The sequence below is a fragment of the Brachybacterium aquaticum genome, assembly GCF_014204755.1.
GTDB classification, from domain to species: Bacteria; Actinomycetota; Actinomycetes; order Actinomycetales; family Dermabacteraceae; genus Brachybacterium; species Brachybacterium aquaticum.
The window spans coordinates 3,135,665-3,151,491 of record NZ_JACHLZ010000001.1; the positions used below are offsets into that span (position 1 = coordinate 3,135,665).

8 protein-coding genes are annotated in these 15,827 nt (G+C 71.2%); 2 read left to right on the forward strand and 6 right to left on the reverse strand.

What is annotated here, in order from left to right; genetic code table 11:
* Nucleotides 1–59: 59 nt before the first annotated feature.
* Nucleotides 60–1,919: a ParB/RepB/Spo0J family partition protein gene (locus HNR70_RS14100; RefSeq protein WP_184326210.1), complete on the forward strand. Its 1,860-nt coding sequence runs from the start codon at nt 60–62 to the stop codon at nt 1,917–1,919.
* 3,123 nt (nt 1,920–5,042) lie between these two features.
* Here the strand turns inward: HNR70_RS14100 and HNR70_RS14105 are convergent.
* From HNR70_RS14105 to HNR70_RS14130, 6 genes are all read right to left on the reverse strand, one after another.
* Complete coding sequence (locus HNR70_RS14105; protein WP_184326211.1) at nt 5,043–5,504, reverse strand: YbbN family protein; 462 nt, start codon at nt 5,502–5,504, stop codon at nt 5,043–5,045.
* Nucleotides 5,501–6,580, reverse strand: a complete 1,080-nt coding sequence (gene trxB, locus HNR70_RS14110; RefSeq protein ID WP_184326212.1) for a thioredoxin-disulfide reductase — start codon at nt 6,578–6,580, stop codon at nt 5,501–5,503. Before trxB ends, HNR70_RS14105 begins: the two co-directional genes overlap by 4 nt.
* Before the next feature lie 100 nt (nt 6,581–6,680).
* On the reverse strand, nt 6,681–7,178 hold the full coding sequence (locus tag HNR70_RS14115) for a hypothetical protein (protein ID WP_312857681.1): 498 nt from the start codon (nt 7,176–7,178) through the stop codon (nt 6,681–6,683).
* 65 nt (nt 7,179–7,243) lie between these two features.
* Nucleotides 7,244–9,970, reverse strand: coding sequence for a protein kinase family protein (locus HNR70_RS14120; protein ID WP_184326214.1), 2,727 nt, complete (start codon nt 9,968–9,970; stop codon nt 7,244–7,246).
* 55 nt (nt 9,971–10,025) lie between these two features.
* Nucleotides 10,026–11,765 (reverse strand): murein biosynthesis integral membrane protein MurJ, encoded by a 1,740-nt coding sequence (gene murJ, locus HNR70_RS14125; RefSeq protein ID WP_184326215.1) that lies wholly within the window; start codon nt 11,763–11,765, stop codon nt 10,026–10,028.
* On the reverse strand, nt 11,762–14,143 hold the full coding sequence (locus HNR70_RS14130) for a DUF6049 family protein (protein WP_221421146.1): 2,382 nt from the start codon (nt 14,141–14,143) through the stop codon (nt 11,762–11,764). Before HNR70_RS14130 ends, murJ begins: the two co-directional genes overlap by 4 nt.
* A 225-nt stretch (nt 14,144–14,368) precedes the next feature.
* Here HNR70_RS14130 and HNR70_RS14135 point away from each other — a divergent pair, with 225 nt between their 5' ends.
* On the forward strand, nt 14,369–15,784 hold the full coding sequence (locus HNR70_RS14135; protein WP_221421506.1) for a CCA tRNA nucleotidyltransferase: 1,416 nt from the start codon (nt 14,369–14,371) through the stop codon (nt 15,782–15,784).
* The last annotated feature ends 43 nt before the right edge of the window (nt 15,785–15,827 follow it).

Genomic DNA, 15,827 nt, shown 5'->3' on the forward strand with positions numbered 1-15,827 from the left:
CGCCGCGCTGACATCGAGGTCTCCGCGACGATGACGATCTCTCCCGGAAGGACAACGGCATGACGCAGAAGCGAGGACTCGGCAGAGGTCTCGGCGCCCTGATCCCGGGAGCGGGCACCTCGCCCGCCCCCGAGCAGGAGCTGCGCACGCGCACGCGCCCGTCCGCTGGGGAGGGCGGTCGCAACGGCACCACCCGCCCCGTGGACATGTTCTTCTCCGGCGAGAAGGTCGCGGCCGACGAGGCTCCCCAGCGCGGCAGCGAGAGCGCGCGCGATCTCGCCACCGGCATGGCCCGCGCCGCCGCCGAGCGCCGCGGACGGAACGGCTCCCGCAGCAGTGCTGCCAAGGGCAGCACCACTGCGTCCGCCTCCGAGAAGGACAGCGCTGAGGCGAAGGCGCCGAGCTCCTCGAAGACGGCCTCCTCGAAGAGCAGCACCGCCAAGACCAGCACTGCCAAGACCAGCACTGCCAAGTCCGGCACTGCGAAGGCCGGCACCGCCAAGAGCGGTACTGCCAAGACCAGCACCGCGAAGTCGACGGGCTCGACGACTGCCACGAAGAGCTCTGCGTCCACGAGCGCCCCCGCGAAGAAGGCGGCGCCGAAGAGCGCTCCGGCGAAGAGTGCGCCTGCGAAGACCCCGGCCTCGAAGACTGCCGCGTCGAAGACCGCCACGTCGAGGTCCGCTGCTGCGACGACCACCCCCGCGAAGGCGACGGAGGCGACGACGTCGGCGACTCCTTCCCCCGAGGCCACCTCCGCCGCATCGGAGCCGGCCGAGGCGTCGACCCCCGCGACCTCGACCCCGCAGCAGCCCGCCGGCGCGGCCGCCGAGGCACCGAGCGCGCCCACCGCCGCCGAGCCGGCCGCGGAGGAGCGCGAGCAGAGCCCCGTCGTCGATGTCGAGAAGGTCGAGTCGACTCCCGTTGTGGAGGCGCCCGCGCCCGCAGAGGAGTCCGCTGACGACTCCGCGGACGAGTCGACTGACGTCTCTGCCGAGGAGCCCGCCGAGGAATTGGCCGAGACCTCGCCCGCGGAGTCGGCTGACTCCGGAGCTGACCACCAGGGCCTGGTCAGCGTCCCGGGTGCCGAGTTCGCCGAGATCCCGATCCACGAGGTCCGCGAGAACCCGCGCAACCCTCGCACGATGTTCGACGAGGACGAGCTCGACGAGCTGGCGTACTCCCTGCGCGAGGTGGGCGTCCTGCAGCCCGTCGTCGTGCGACCGATCCCGGTCACCGAGGACGGGGAGTCCTTCGAGCTGGTCATGGGCGAGCGCCGCTGGCGTGCCGCGCGGCGCGCAGGACTCACCGCGATCCCGGCGATCATCCGCGAGACCAGCGATGACGATCTCCTCCGCGACGCTCTGCTGGAGAACCTGCACCGTGCCCAGCTGAACCCGCTGGAGGAGGCCAACGCCTACCAGCAGCTCCTCGACGACTTCGGCTGCACGCAGGACGAGCTCGGAGAGCGCATCGGCCGCTCGCGCCCGCAGATCACCAACACCCTGCGCCTGCTGCGCCTGCCGGCCCTCGTGCAGCGGCGCCTGGCCAGCGGTGCCCTGAGCGCCGGTCATGCCCGCGCCCTGCTCTCCCTAAACGACCCGGCGCTGATGGAGGAGCTGGCGCAGCGGATCGTCAGCGAGGGCCTCTCTGTCCGCGCGGTGGAGCGCCTCGTGGCGAGGGGAGGGCAGCAGCAGACGGGCACCCGGACCGTGCGTCGCAGCACCTACGATCCCCACGTCGTCGACCTCACCAGCCGTCTGTCCAACCGGCTTGAGGCACCCGTCCGGATCGATGTCGGCAAGCGCAAGGGCCGCATCACGTTGGAGTTCACGAACCTCGAGGATCTCGAGCGTCTCGTGGAGAACATGGGCCTCGACATCCCGCTCCCCGAGCAGCAGCAGACCAGCGAGCACTGAGCTCGAGTAGCACGACCACGGAGGGACCCGCCGGACGACGGCGGGTCCCTCTTCTGCATCGGACGGCGGTCATCCGGCGAGGAGCGAAGGGGCGGACAGCTCCCCTCGGGAAGGGCCATCCCCGGAGATGACGGAAAGTAGATATAACGTCAGATAAGCGAATCCCCGCTCCCCCGGAGGCACCGACAGCGGATAGGAGAGTTCCTCGGACGGACTCTGTGCACCTGCAGTGGACGAGACGTCGCAGAGTGTGCAGGTGTGCAGGTGAGAGGGCTGCGCAGCGGTTCTCCACCACTGTGTACAACAGTGTGGACAGCGAGGTCGAGCATGCGTTGTGACGCTTTCGTGAGTGCCAGACACGCACAACTCGCGGAAGGCCTTTTGACCACGAGTTCCGGCGTCGTACTCCCTGGCTGTGGGTTTCACGCGAAACCTCACCTGCCCTGCTGGAGAGTATGGACGAAAGGGGGTCGGGACGCCAGGTCATGGGAAGCTCCTCGTCGCCGCATCCCGTGGCGGTGAGTGCGCGGGTGTTCACGTCATGTGCAGCCGTCTCGACCATCGCCCACCACTTCCACTGGTGTGGACCTCGTCGTTCACCCTGGGGTCGAGGTTTCACGCGAAACCGCGGCATCGTACGTCGGGTCCGCTGGCGAACGGGCCATGGGGCCGGCACGTCGAAGCTCTTGATCACCCTCGCGAATCGGTCGATCGGGAGATGAAATTCTTGAGGCTATCTCTCCAGGGGAGGAGTCGCGTGAGGTTGTCGAGCTCCTGGCGACCAGAAGCGTGTGAACTGTTTACCACTGCAGAGATTCACGTGAAACGCGCGCGTGCTTCTCCGCCGTGCAGAGCCCACCCCTCTCTCGTAGTTCACCCTATTGCGGACCAAAAGATGATGTGGACGCCCTCGGTCCATCCCGTGAGCACCTCGGCGTATCTCCCCCCGGTGCGTCCGCTCCTCGGAGAGTTGGCTGAGTTTCACGGGAAACACTCCTTGTTCGTCACAGGAGATGGCGTCCTCCACCGATCGCAGCAGACGACATCTCAAGCGAGCGGTACGAGGCACAGCCGCCTGTCGCAGCAGAGAGATTCAAAGGCGCTTATGCAGAGCCCACTTCGTGGTCTGACGGAGCAGTGCAAGCGATGATGATCGCGTTGGAAGTGAGGATGATTCACGTAGAACTACGTCTGAAGAGCTCTGAGCCTTCCTCTAGGTGAGAGAGAGTTTCACAACCAGCTGCACCGAACCCTTGGTTTCCCGTGAAACATGGACGACTGCACCAGAATCGCCCCTCTGCCCCAGGGGAGTGGGTTTCCCGTGAACCGCTGGCGGCGTCATGAGCACCTGCCCGAGTGGCAGGGCATGCCAGGGGCTGTGCAATCGGAACAGCAGACAGGCCACTGCGTGGTTTCCCGTGAAACACCGCATTCGTCGGGCTTGCGATGCGAAGAGAGTCGGTGTGTCTCTGCTCGGGGTGCATCCACGGCGGGAGCAGATACCGTCGATGGAGTGGACTGGTGCCGGCGCTACTTCGCTCGTCACCCTGCTAGTCAGCAGCGTTTCCCGTGAAACGTAGTTCCTACTCCTCCTCCACCTCCAGCCTCCTCCTCCAGGAAGGGGAGACGGATTCACGTGAAACTTCTTGCCCGGCTTTCCAGGACGATCGGTCTCCGACTCGAGTGTGATCCCCACGCAGTACCCGACAGGACTCTCTGGCACTCAGGGATGGCAGCGCCGGCGCTCGACAATGAACTGAACCAAGCTACATGCCTACACTGGTTTCCCGTGAAACCTCGACGATGGAACATCGCATGTTCGACCTGTTCAAGCGGCGTGCTGCGCATCCCCTACCCTCCCCCAGGGGAGTGCCCCACTCCCGCCGTTCCGTGTGTAGTGCCTTCATTGAAGGAGGTCGCGGTTGAGGTAGTACAGCGAGGCACGTTTCCCGTGAGACGCCGTGGGCTGCCGAGATGGCATCCGCCATCCCTGGAAGACTTCAGCCCCCAATGTCCAATTGATTACTCCATTGCCGTGCGCGCGCCAGCGGGTTTCACGGGGAACATCCGTGACTGGCTCGAGCGTCGTCGCCTTCTGCACACGGTGGAGCATCGCTGGTCGCACGCAGATCAGTGTTAGCAGCACTGACTCCAGCGGAGTTTCCCCACGCTTTTTTCGCCTGCATCCGGGTATCGGGCTCACGAGTCGAGGCGTTCCACGGGAAACGTCACCATCGAGCGGCCTGGTCCACGCTGACCTCCACGCCCTCGGGGCCGGGCTGCGCTCCGATCTCAGGGGTTCCTACACCCCACGCTCACGCCCGCTAGGCCGGCCGGTACACGGCACTGCCGTCCACCATGCCGCAAGAGGGAGGACGAAGTGCAGAGCTGGGCATGAGGGGACTCCGCAGTGGTGCCAACCGATCCACATTGGCGAGGACCATGGGTGTGCCAGGCAGCGACCCCTGCCCCTGGCCTTGCGCCTGTCCGGGAGCCGAACCTCGATGCCCGCCCCCACTGCCGCCCGAGGTGGTCGCCGACTGGTCAGCACAGACTGACGTTTCACGGGGAACATCCTTCTCCGGTAAATGAACGGGGAGTGGCCGAGTGATGGCCGGTCGGGTCGGTCCTCACGGTCCGTTGCGCCGCGCAGCGAGATCGAGGGGGTTCACGTGCAACGCCTTCGGCCCCGCTCTACTGGGTCGCACATGCAGTTCGGCTCTGCGGGGGATGCGCTCGATCTACGTGACCGATCGGCCGTTCCACGTGGCGCCTTGTACGCCCGGCACGGTCTGCCCGATGTCGCGAGAACGGCGTCGTCGCGTGTTCGTGCACAGTGTGCAGAACCTTGTGGACAACTCGATTCCGACGCGTGTCAGGAATCTGTCCGGAGCCTCCCCGCGGCCATACCACCGATGGTCCAGGCGCGGCAAGCCGCGCCCCCGTGGAGAGAGAACGCCCAGGTCAGCGGCACAATCCGGCCGCCGAGGATGGCTGATCCCTCACGCCGAGTTATCCACATTCTTCTGTGGACAACTCTGTGGACAGGGGCGTGCGACAGTGTGGACATCGTTGTGGACGACACTGTGGACAGTCAGTTCGTGCACGTCAGAAGGGTCGTTCTCAGGTGATTTGACAGTCCCCGGGAACCGGCTTCACGGCGGCATCGGGCACGGCGAGCGGACCCAGCTCGGCATCGACGACATGCTTGGGCAGGGCGCCGCTTCGTCGCACGTCCAGCCGCCAGGGTCCGGGGAGGAGACTCTCCTCCCCGCGCGGGGAGAGTCCCCGCAGCTCCGCCTCGACCACGGGAGCAGCTCCCTCGCTGCCCTCCGGTCCCTCACAGCCGAGCGGCTCATCCGCGCCGCCCTCGTCGGCCGGGACGAACCGCAACCACGTCGGAAGGTGCTCGACCTGCCACCGATCGAGGATCCCGTCGTCGGGATCCTCCACCAGGAGGGTGTGCATGGAGGAGCCCCAGCGCCGCGCCAGCTCGCGAAGGAGCGTCGGCGCGGGGCGGGAGGGCCCGGCCCAGTCGGCGCTCAGCAGCACCAGGACGGGGACCCTCCCCTCCGCCGCGGTCACTGCGCGGCGACCTCCACCGCGACGTCGTCCGCCGCGGCCTCCTCGGAGGCGTCGATGCCGGCCGCGCGGTCGGCGAGCCAGCGCTCCGCGTCCAGCGCTGCCTGGCAGCCGGTGCCCGCGGCGGTGATGGCCTGGCGGTAGGTGTGGTCCACGACGTCGCCGGCGGCGAACACGCCCGGCACCGAGGTGTAGGTGCTGCGACCCTGGCAGACGATGTAGCCCTCGTCGTCCAGCTCGAGCTTGTCGCGCAGCAGGTCGGTGCGGGGCAGGTGTCCGATCGCCTCGAACACGGCGTTGGTCGCGACCTCGCGCTCCTCACCGGTGACGGTGTCCCGCAGGGTCACGGACTCGACCTTGTCCTCGCCGTTGATGGAGACGATCTCGCTGTTCCACGCGAAGCTCAGCTTCGGATCGGCTTCGGCGCGGCGTGCCATGATCTTCGAGGCGCGCAGCGCGTCGCGGCGGTGCACGAGGGTCACGGACTTGCCGAAGCGGGTGAGGAAGGTGGCCTCCTCGACCGCGCTGTCACCGCCGCCGACCACGATGATGTCCTGGTCCTTGAAGAAGAACCCGTCGCAGGTCGCGCACCAGCTGACGCCCTTGCCGGAGAGGGTCTCCTCGCCGGTCACGCCGAGCTTGCGGTACGCGGAGCCGGTCGTGATGATCAGGGCCTTCGCCCGGTACACGGTGCCGTCGTCGAGGGTGACGGTCTTGATGTCGCCCTCAAGCTGGAGATCCACGGCGTCCTCGTAGACCACCTCGGCGCCGAAGCGCTCGGCCTGCTCCTGCAGGGAGGCCATGAGCTCGGGACCCTGCACACCCTCGGGGAATCCGGGGAAGTTCTCCACGTCGGTCGTGGTCATGAGCGCGCCGCCGGCGTCGAGAGCACCCGCGATGACGATCGGGCTCATCTCGGCGCGGGCGGTGTAGATCGCGGCGGTGTACCCGGCGGGGCCGGACCCGACGATCACGACCTCGTGCACGGTGCCGTCGCCGCCGTCCTGGGCGACGGGGGCGGGCTGCGCGGCCGGGGCGGGGCTGCCGAGGATGTTCAGCGCCTGGATCGGCTGGGTCATGGAATGTCCTTCCGGGGTGAGGTGCGGTGGACGGTCAGCGGGAGGACCGTCGTCCAGTATGCGGGTGCGAGGAGCAACGCGGGAGGGGTCGTGAGCGAGGTCAGAGAGAGCCGATCATCACGTCCCCGGACCAGATGCGGTCCTGGCCCGGGTCGTCGGTGTGGACGCCCGTGCCGCATTCGGGGAGCACCACGGTCGCCGAGATGACACCGCCATTGGCGCGCAGCGTCTCGCGGTCCACAGGACCGTGGACAAGCAGCCAGCCGGGAGCCTCCTCCCCGCCCCATGCGATCTCGTCCATAATCAGGATCGACTCGTCGACGCCCTGCTCGCGCAGGCACTGGGCGGCATCGAAGCTGGTCATCGGCTGGATCGTTCCGGTGTCGACCAACCGCTGCACCTCGGCGCCGAGCGTCGTCTCCGTGACAACGGGCAGGCCGGTGGAATTGTTCCCGGTGCCCGTCAGGGAGTCGACCGAGGCCCCGGACATGTGGGAGCGGCTGGTCGTGGACTGCTCGAGGGCGCCGGCGAGCTGGGCACCCAGCAGGGCGGCGAGCACGAGCGCGATCACGATCAGCGGCAGGGGGATGCCCAGCACCGTCGGGAAGCGCGAGCGACTGCCGCCCGCACTGCGTGCGGACGAGCCCCGGACGGCGCGAGGGGTCATTCGACGCGGATCTCCGCGATCCGGGCGCGGAAGCGACCGGCCTCGTTGCTGTCCGCGGGCAGCTCGGGGATGTAGAGCGCGACAGCGCTCGCGTCCACGGGCTCATCGGGCTGGAGCAGCATCTCGCCGTCGCCCACCAGCTCCCCGCTGTCCAGCACGTCGCCGAGCGAGCCGTCGTCGTTCACGGCGCGCAGCTCGAGGGTGCCGCCGTTGTTGCGGGCGGTGGTGACGGTGACGGTGGTCAGCTGCGAGGGCTCGGCGAAGTCGATCCGCACGCCCACCCCCTCCTTCAGACCGCCGTAGTCGGGGCTGGCGTAGTGCTGGGTGGACCAGAAGGTCGCAGGGTCGCCGTCGGTCATGCGGTCGAGCTGGTCGGCGTTGTCCGGCGGGTTGTCGCTGCCCTGTGCGAACAGCTCGATGCCGGAGACCTCCGGCGCAGGCAGCTCCGGGGTCTCGGTGTCCGTCGGGGTCGGCTCGACCGGCGCCTCGCCGGTGTCCTCCTCCGCGGGCGGCTCGGTGGTCTCCGCCTGCGAGGTCGCCAGCGGGTCCGAGACGATCTCCCTCAGGTCCCGGGTGACGGCGGTGATTGCGAAGACAAGCGCGAACATCACCACGATCACGCCGCCGACGATGATCCATTGCGACTGCAGCGAGCGCTTGTCCTCGTCGCGCGGACCCATCGTGAAGGTGTCCGGATCGTCCGCATCCACGGCCACGCCCACCACGTCGCGCAGCAGGGACCCGCGCGAGAGCGGGACCGTCGACTCCTCCGGAGCGTCGTCGAGCAGGGACGTGCGCCGCCCCTGCACCACGATCGGCCGGTCCTCGTCGACCTGCGCCATCGGGACTGTGCGACCGGAGACCGCGACCGGCACGGTCGCCGAGTCGTCGGCCGACGGGTCGTCGGCGCCTACCGCGCCGGCGAGCTCCTCGGCATCCGGCGTGGGCGCGGAATGGTCGGCGGTCGCGGTCTCCGCGCGGGCGGCCGACGGGGGCTGCTCGGCACGGCCGTCGGTCCCCTGGGGGGCCCGGGCCGGGCTCAGGGTCCACTGGGTGCCGGAGGTCGCCGACGGGATCGCGTCCTCGTCCGCGGCTGCACCACCGGCGGCGGCCCCACCGGCGACGGCCCCGCCGGCTGCCGCGCCGCCCGCGAGGGCAGCGCCCGCCGCGGCAGGAGCGGCCGACGGGGACTGCGTCCCGGCGCCCGGCGCGCCCTCGGCGCTCCCGGCCTCGTCCGCGGGCTCGTGAGCGGGCCCGGGCTCGACGGGGGCGACCGGTGCGACGATGTCCAGCCGGCCGGGGAACGGGCTGGTGCTGCGCTTCTCGTTCAGGTGCAGGTCATCGACCAGCGCCTTCGCCTCGCGGGAGGTCTCCGCCGCGGCGGCGGACGTGGTGGGGGCGGAGGTGGTGGCGGTCGGCGTGGGGTCGGACTCGGGCGCGTCGGAGCTGCTCGGGGCAGACGCCGCCGAGCTCGCGGCCGCGTCGCCGCCCTCCCCGTGCGCGTCCTGCGCGGCGACAGCCGCGGCTCCGGCGACGCCGGCACCCGCCGCAGCACCCGCAACGGCGCCCGCCACCGGGCGGGCCACGGTGTCGTCCTCCGGCAGCTTCTCGGACGCCGCCGCGGAGTGCTCGCGGGCCTGCTCGTCGACGGGATCCTCGTCGTCGGCAGACGCCTCGGCGTCGGACCCGTCGGTCGCCCCGACGGGGCGCGCGACCGTGTCGTCCTCGGGAAGGCTCTCGGCCTCGTCGACGCCGGCCTCGTCGACGCCGGCCTGCTCGCCGGCGGGCTCCTGCGCGACCGCGCCCTCCTCCGCCGACCCTGCGGCGGATGCCGCTGCCGCCGCTGCGCCCGTCCCCGTTCCTGCGCTGCGCCCCCCGCGGGGGTACGCCTCGAGGGTCACGGGGATCGACTGCCAGGGCTCGAGCGCCTCGATGAGGCCGCGGGTCGTCTCCGGGACGTCCTCGTCGGTCTCGTTGAGCACGAGCTCGCACAGCAGATCGAGGTCCGCCGGGATGTCGATGTCGACCACGGTGGAGGGGCGCGGCACGACGCCGTCCTCCCCAGGCTGCGGGGTGCGGCCGGTCAGCGCCCGGTAGAGCAGGGCGACCAGCGCCGCGGTGTCCTGGAAGGACGCGGTCTCCCGCGAGCGGTCCAGCCCCGGGTGCGCGGCGGCCTCCACCCCGACGCCGAGCACGGTCACCGCGCCGGAGCGGGTGTCCACGAACACGCGGTTGGAGTCCAGGAACTGGTGGCGCACACCGCGACGACGGGCGGCCTCGAGCCCCTGGGCGGCCTCGCCGATGATCGCGCGAGCGGTCTCGGGGTGCAGTGGACCGGAGCCGAGCAGCGCCGCGAGCGGCGGCGCGGGCGGCAGGGGGTACTGCACGACGGTGGTCGGGCCCTCGTCGGCCGCGCCCTCATCGCTCGGGCCCCCGTCGGCCGCAGAGTCCTCGCCGCCCTCGGAGTCCTCGCGCGGATCGTCGAGCACGACGATCTCCTGGACCGGAAGCAGGCGCGGATCCTCCACGAGGTAGGCGCGGCGCACCGCGTCGGCCGCCTCGAGGGCGGCCTCCCCGCGCACGATGAAGAGCACGACGCCCTCGCCCGTGGCGACCGAGCGGGCGCGGCACCATTCGGCACCGTCGGCGACACCGGACAGCGGGATTCTGCCCTCCAGCGTCCACCTCGCGCTCAGCGCATCCTGCTCAGGGCTCGCGTTCACGGACCCTCCCTCTCCTCGTCCGGCGGGACCGTGCCCGCCACCTGGCTCGACCATGCTACGAGGTCACCCCCGCCCCGCGCCGACCCAGCCGTCCGGCCAGTCGCTGCGCGGCGCCGACGAGCTGGCGCACCTCCGGCACCTTCAGCGCGTACGCGACCGCGGCGAAGACCGCGACCATCACGCCGCCCACCAGCATCCCCAGCACCACCGCGAGGGCGCGGTGCAGCCAGAACAGGTCACCGAGCAGCAGCACGAGCCCCGTGCCCACCGCCCAGCTCACCACGCCCGCGCCGATCAGCTTCGCGAGCACGGGACCGCCGGACAGCGACGCCTTCGGGGCCGCGTCGTGGGCGACGGCCACCTTGCGCAGGCGCCACACGCCGTACAGCCAGCCCGCGAGATTGCCGAGGCTCGAGGCGCCCGCCGCGGCCGCCGCTGCGTACATCGGATCCACCACCGTGAGGATCACCGGCACCGAGACGAGCGTGACCACCGCGATCGGGATCTGCGCCATGAAGGGGGTGCGGGCGTCCTCGTAGGCGTAGAACACGCGCTTGATCAGGTACAGCGACGCGAAGGGCACCAGGCCCAGCATGTAGGCGACCAGCACGGCGCCGTTGGCGCGCGCCCCGATCTCGCCGGTGCCGCCGCCGATCACCCACATGATCGGCCCGGACAGCGCCACGAACACGGCGGTGCACAGCACCATCGGCACCGCGAGCATGCGGTTGGTCTCCGCGTAGCGGGCGAGCGCCCCGGTGTGATCGTGCTCCGCGGCGCTGCGGGAGATCGACGGGAACGCTGCGGTGACCAGGGTGACCGCGATGATGCCCTGCGGGATCATGAAGGCCAGGTACGCCCACTCCAGGGTGAGCAGGGCCGGGTAGCGGGCGGCGAGGTCCGGCTGCTCCTGATACTGCTCTGTCAGGGCGACCGCGCCGCCGGTGGCCCAGCGGGTCGCCCAGATGCCCAGCTGCCCCAGGCCCAGCATCGCCAGCGACCACAGGCCGATGCGGGAGAGCTTCCCCAGGCCCAGTCCGCGCAACCCCCACTTCGGGCGCAGGCGCAGGTCGAGCTTCTTGACGTACAAGAACAGGAACAGCACCTGCGCGGCGGAGCCGCCGACGTTGATCAGCGCCATCGCGACGATCATCTGCAGCGTCCACTGCTCGGGCTCGCCGACGGTCCCCCACAGGCCGAGGAACAGGGCCGCGCCGAGGATGCCGACGAGGTTGTTCAGCACCGGCGCCCACTGGTACGGCCCGAAGGAGTCGTGGGCATTCAGCAGCTGCCCGCACATCACGTACAGGGCCGAGAAGAAGATCTGCGGCATCATCCAGTAGCCCAGCTGCACCGCGAGCGCGTACGTCTCGGTGGGCAGCACGCCGCTGGTGACCGTGAGCAGCACCGGCACGGCGACCATGCAGATCGCGGTGAGGCCGAGCGACACCGTCGCCACCAGCGTCATCAGCTTGGAGATGTAGTCGCTGCCGCGGTCGGGCCGCTTCACCGCGCGCACGATCGCGGGGACCAGGATCGCGTTCAGGGTGCCGCCGCCCACCAGCAGCCAGATGGTGTTGGGCAGGGTGTTCGCGGCGGAGAAGGCGTTCGCCGCGGCGGACATCGAACCGCCGAGGATCGCGCCGAACAGGAAGTTGCGCACGAAGCCGAGCAGGCGCGAGACCATCGAGCCCGCGGCCATGACCACGCTCGCCTGCAGCAGGCGGGAGCGGCTGGACGGGGTGCCGTGGCGACGGTGACGGGGGACGTGGTGGACCCGGCGGGTGGTGCTCATCGGGGGTCCTCCTCGGGATCCGTGCGGTCGGGGTTGTCGGGGCTGTCGGGGCTGTCGAGGGGTTCAGGGGTGCCGGGCTCCTCCGCTCTGCGGGCGGCCCACACCTTCGCGCTCGGCCCGGTGTCCGGGGTGGAGCGTCCTGTGCGGGCCAGCACCTCGGGGTCCTCGGGGCCGCGCATCGCGGGGGCGCGCGTGCTCGACCCGGTGCGCCGGGCGCGGGCGACGCCGACGACCACCAGCAGCCCCATTGCGATGACCAGCACCAAGGTGGTCCAGTTCTCCCAGGACGGGTTCACGGTCAGCGGCACGTCCACGGGCTCGGAGAGCTCGCGGCCGTCCTGTGTGGCGAGGGTGGTGGTTAGGGTGACCCGGCCGTTGGCGACGGCCTCCACGGAGACGGAGGCGTCGACCTGGCCACGCGCAGGGACCTCGACCGTCTGCGGCTCCCCGACCTGCACGAGCGGCTTGTCGGACGCGACCACGACCTGCACCGTGATCGGGGTGTCCAGGTCGTTCGTGATCGTGATCGGGACCGCGGCGCTGTCGGAGATGACGTTGTAGCCGGAGGCGGGGAGCACCTGGATCCTCTCGCGCAGCGCGGCGGTCCGCTCCGCGGCATCGGCGGCGCGGGTCGCCGTCGCCTCCGCGTCGCCGCGCCAGCGCTGCGAGGTCGCGCCGAGCACCTCCAGCCGGGGACCCTCGAGCGGGGCGCGGTCCTCCATGACCTCGGCGAGCACGTCCAGGTGCTCCCACGTGCCCTGGAGCGCGGTGAGCGCGTCGGGGTCCAGCAGCGTGCGGGCGCGCACCGCCTCGAGGTGGCGCCAGGTGCCGTCGGCCGGACCGCTCGGGACCACGGAGCCCGCGGCCACGGTCCCGAGCGCGAGGAGGTCCTCCCCGGTCGCGCTGGGGTTCGTAGTCAGATCGCCGTGCTCCGCCGCGTCGAGCAGGCGCGAGGTCGGGCCGGTCTCGATCCACGGCGCCTCGGAGAAGGCGTCGAGCACCGCCCCGGCCGCTGCGGGGTCCAGGGCCGCGTCGGCCGACGGGGCGATCAGCAGGTGGCGCGGCGCCTCGGTGAACTCCGAGGCGATGGTCGCGGTCTCGGCGAGCAGTCGCTGACGGGTCTGCTCAGTGTCCGAGCGCCCGGTGAGCAGGGAGAACTCGTCGGAGAGCACCGGATCCGGGGCGAGCAGCGCGAGCTGCGCCCCCTCGGTGCGGGTGGACTCGTAGACCCCGATCGAGCTCGGGGTGATCCCGGCCGACGGGTCCGCGCGCAGCGAGCTCGACGGCACGATCACCGAGGTGGCGCCCGCGTCGAGGGCGTCCTCGAGGGCCTCGGCGTCGGCCTCCTGCCCGTCGATCCGCAGGGTCGTGCTGCGCGGGGAGATGCCGTGCTCCTCCCACACCCGGTCGCCGGCGTCCCGCACCGCGCCCTGGAGCGTCTCCGTGCCGGCTGCCTCGAGGCTCACGGTGTCCGCCCCGGCGTAGGGCATGGCCAGGACGGTGCGCTCCCCGACGGCGCCGTCCAGCGCGTCCGCGAGCGCGGTGGCCTGCGGCGACGCGGCATAGGTGAGGACCGTCGAGGCCGACTCGTCCGCGTCGGGACCGCCGGCGGGGTCCTCCGCGACGGCGGGCGGGTCCAGCAGGGCGGGGTCGAGCCACCAGTCCACGTCGGCGCGGGCGGCGAGCTGCCCCAGCTGGGCGAGGCGGCCCTGGTCGAGCGAGGCGGCCTGCTCCTCGGGGGCGAGGACGGCGGCGGCCGGATCGGGGTCGGACACCGGCAGCAGCACCGACTGGGTGATCGTCGTGTCCGTGCCGCTCGGCCGCCACACCACGAAGCTGCGCAGGCTCGCGAGGCCCTCGTCCCCGGCGGTGACGGTCAGCGAGATCCGGCGGGTCCCCCAGTAGTAGGCCTCGGGCGAGTAGCCGAGCTCCTCCGCGTCGAGGCTGACGGTGAGGGTCGCGGACTCGCCCGGGGCGAGCGTCGGATGTGAGGGCGAGGTCGTGAGCGCCGCGCCCTCGGCGTCCGGGGCCGTGTCGGCCTGCCAGGAGGAGAGCACGGCGCGGTCGGTGACGCGGGAGTCGCGCGTGCGCAGCTCGAGCGCCACGTCGCTCAGCGGGGCCGAGGAGGTGTTGGTCACCTCCACGGTCGCCTCGAGCGTGCCGCCGGGGGCGAGGGAGGTGGGAGTCAGGGAGACCAGATCCATGCTCACCGGCGCGTCGGCCGACGGGGCGGGCGGCGCGGCGGGGACGTCGGCCGATGCCGCCGAGGCCGCCGGAAGAGGGAGCGCCATGCCGCCGACCAGCACCGACGCGGCCACGAGCAGCGCCGTCAGCAGTGCCGCGAGCGCAGGGCGCACGGCAGGGAGGGACGACGGCATGGGGACACTGTAAGCGGCGGCTACCGTAGTAGGGCCGAGGCGGCACCGGACCTCCACAACCGTCGCCCCGCCCGCTCCCCGCCCCAGACCGCCGACCTCCGGACAGGACCGCCCGTGACCGACCCCGCAGCTCCCGACACCGCAGCGCGCGACGCCGCAGTGCCCGAGACCGCAGCGCCCGACGCCGCAGTGCGGCTCGGGACCGCCCGCACCCGCGCCGCCTCGATGTTCCGCGCCCTGCCCGCGGAGGTCCATGAGCTGGGTCGGATGTTCGAGGCCGCCGGGCACGAGCTCGCCCTCGTCGGCGGTCCCGTGCGGGACGCGGTGCTGGGCCGCTCGAGCGCGGACCTCGACTTCACCACCTCCGCTCGCCCCGAGCAGACCGAGCAGATCCTGCGCGGCTGGACCCGCGACGGCGCGATCTGGGACATGGGCCGCGACTTCGGCACCCTCGGCGGGGTGCGCGACAGGGTGAAGGTCGAGATCACCACCTATCGCACCGAGTCCTACGACCCCTCCAGCCGCAAGCCGCAGGTGGCCTACGGCGACACCCTCGAGGGCGACCTGTCCCGCCGCGACTTCACCGTGAACGCCATGGCGGTGCGCCTGCCCTCCCTCGAGCTCGTGGACCCCTTCGACGGGCTCGCCGACCTCGCCGCGACCCGCCTGCGCACCCCCGTCTCCCCGCAGCAGTCCTTCGACGACGACCCGCTGCGGATGATGCGGGCGGTCCGCTTCGTCGCCCAGCTCGGCTTCATGATCGAGGACGCCACGGCCGACGCGATCGAGCAGCTCGCCGAGCGGATCACCATCGTCTCCGCCGAGCGGGTGCGCGAGGAGCTGGTCAAGCTCATGCTCGGCGCTCACCCCCGCGGCGGCCTCGAGCTGATGACCGAGCTGGGCCTGGCCGCGCACGTGCTGCCCGAGCTGCCGGCCCTGCAGCTCGAGATCGACGAGCACCACCACCACAAGGACGTCTACGAGCACACCCTCACCGTGCTCGACCAGGCCATCGACCTCGAGAGCCCCGCCGGTTCCGGCGGTCCCTGCGAGGGCCCCGACCTGGTGCTGCGCCTCGCCGCGCTCATGCACGACGTGGGCAAGCCCGCCACGCGCCGCTTCGAGGAGGGCGGGGTGGTCACCTTCCGCTTCCACGAGACCGTGGGCGCGAAGATGACCGCGAAGCGGATGAAGGCGCTGACCTTCGACAAGGACACCACCAAGAAGGTGGCGCGCCTGGTCGAGCTGCACCTGCGCTTCCACGGCTACGTCGACTCGCCGTGGACCGACTCGGCCGTGCGCCGCTATGTCACCGACGCCGGCGACCTGCTGCAGCACCTCCACCGCCTCACCCGCGCGGACGTCACCACCCGCAACCGCCGCAAGGCCCGCTCCCTCGCCCGCGCCTACGACGAGCTCGAGGCCCGCATCGACCACCTCGCCGAGCAGGAGGAGATCGGCCGGATCCGTCCTGACCTGGACGGCAACCGGATCATGGAGATCCTGGACCTGCCCCCGGGGCGTGAGGTCGGCGAAGCGTACAAGCACCTGCTCGAGCTGCGGATGGAGCACGGACCGCTCGGCGAGGAGCGCGCCGAGGCGGAGCTGCGCGCCTGGTGGGAGGCCCGCGGGAGCGCCTGAGCAGATGTGAGCGGCACCGCACCGGACGTGCACACCCTGTGTG

What these genes read in the sequence shown, in the direction of transcription:
- murJ (WP_184326215.1), bottom strand. Translation starts at nt 11,765, where the DNA reads ATGAGCACCACCCGCCGGGTCCACCACGTCCCCCGTCACCGTCGCCAC.
- HNR70_RS14100 (WP_184326210.1), top strand. Translation starts at nt 60, where the DNA reads ATGACGCAGAAGCGAGGACTCGGCAGAGGTCTCGGCGCCCTGATCCCG.
- HNR70_RS14130 (WP_221421146.1), bottom strand. Translation starts at nt 14,143, where the DNA reads ATGCCGTCGTCCCTCCCTGCCGTGCGCCCTGCGCTCGCGGCACTGCTG.
- trxB (WP_184326212.1), bottom strand. Translation starts at nt 6,580, where the DNA reads ATGACCCAGCCGATCCAGGCGCTGAACATCCTCGGCAGCCCCGCCCCG.
- HNR70_RS14135 (WP_221421506.1), top strand. Translation starts at nt 14,369, where the DNA reads ATGTTCCGCGCCCTGCCCGCGGAGGTCCATGAGCTGGGTCGGATGTTC.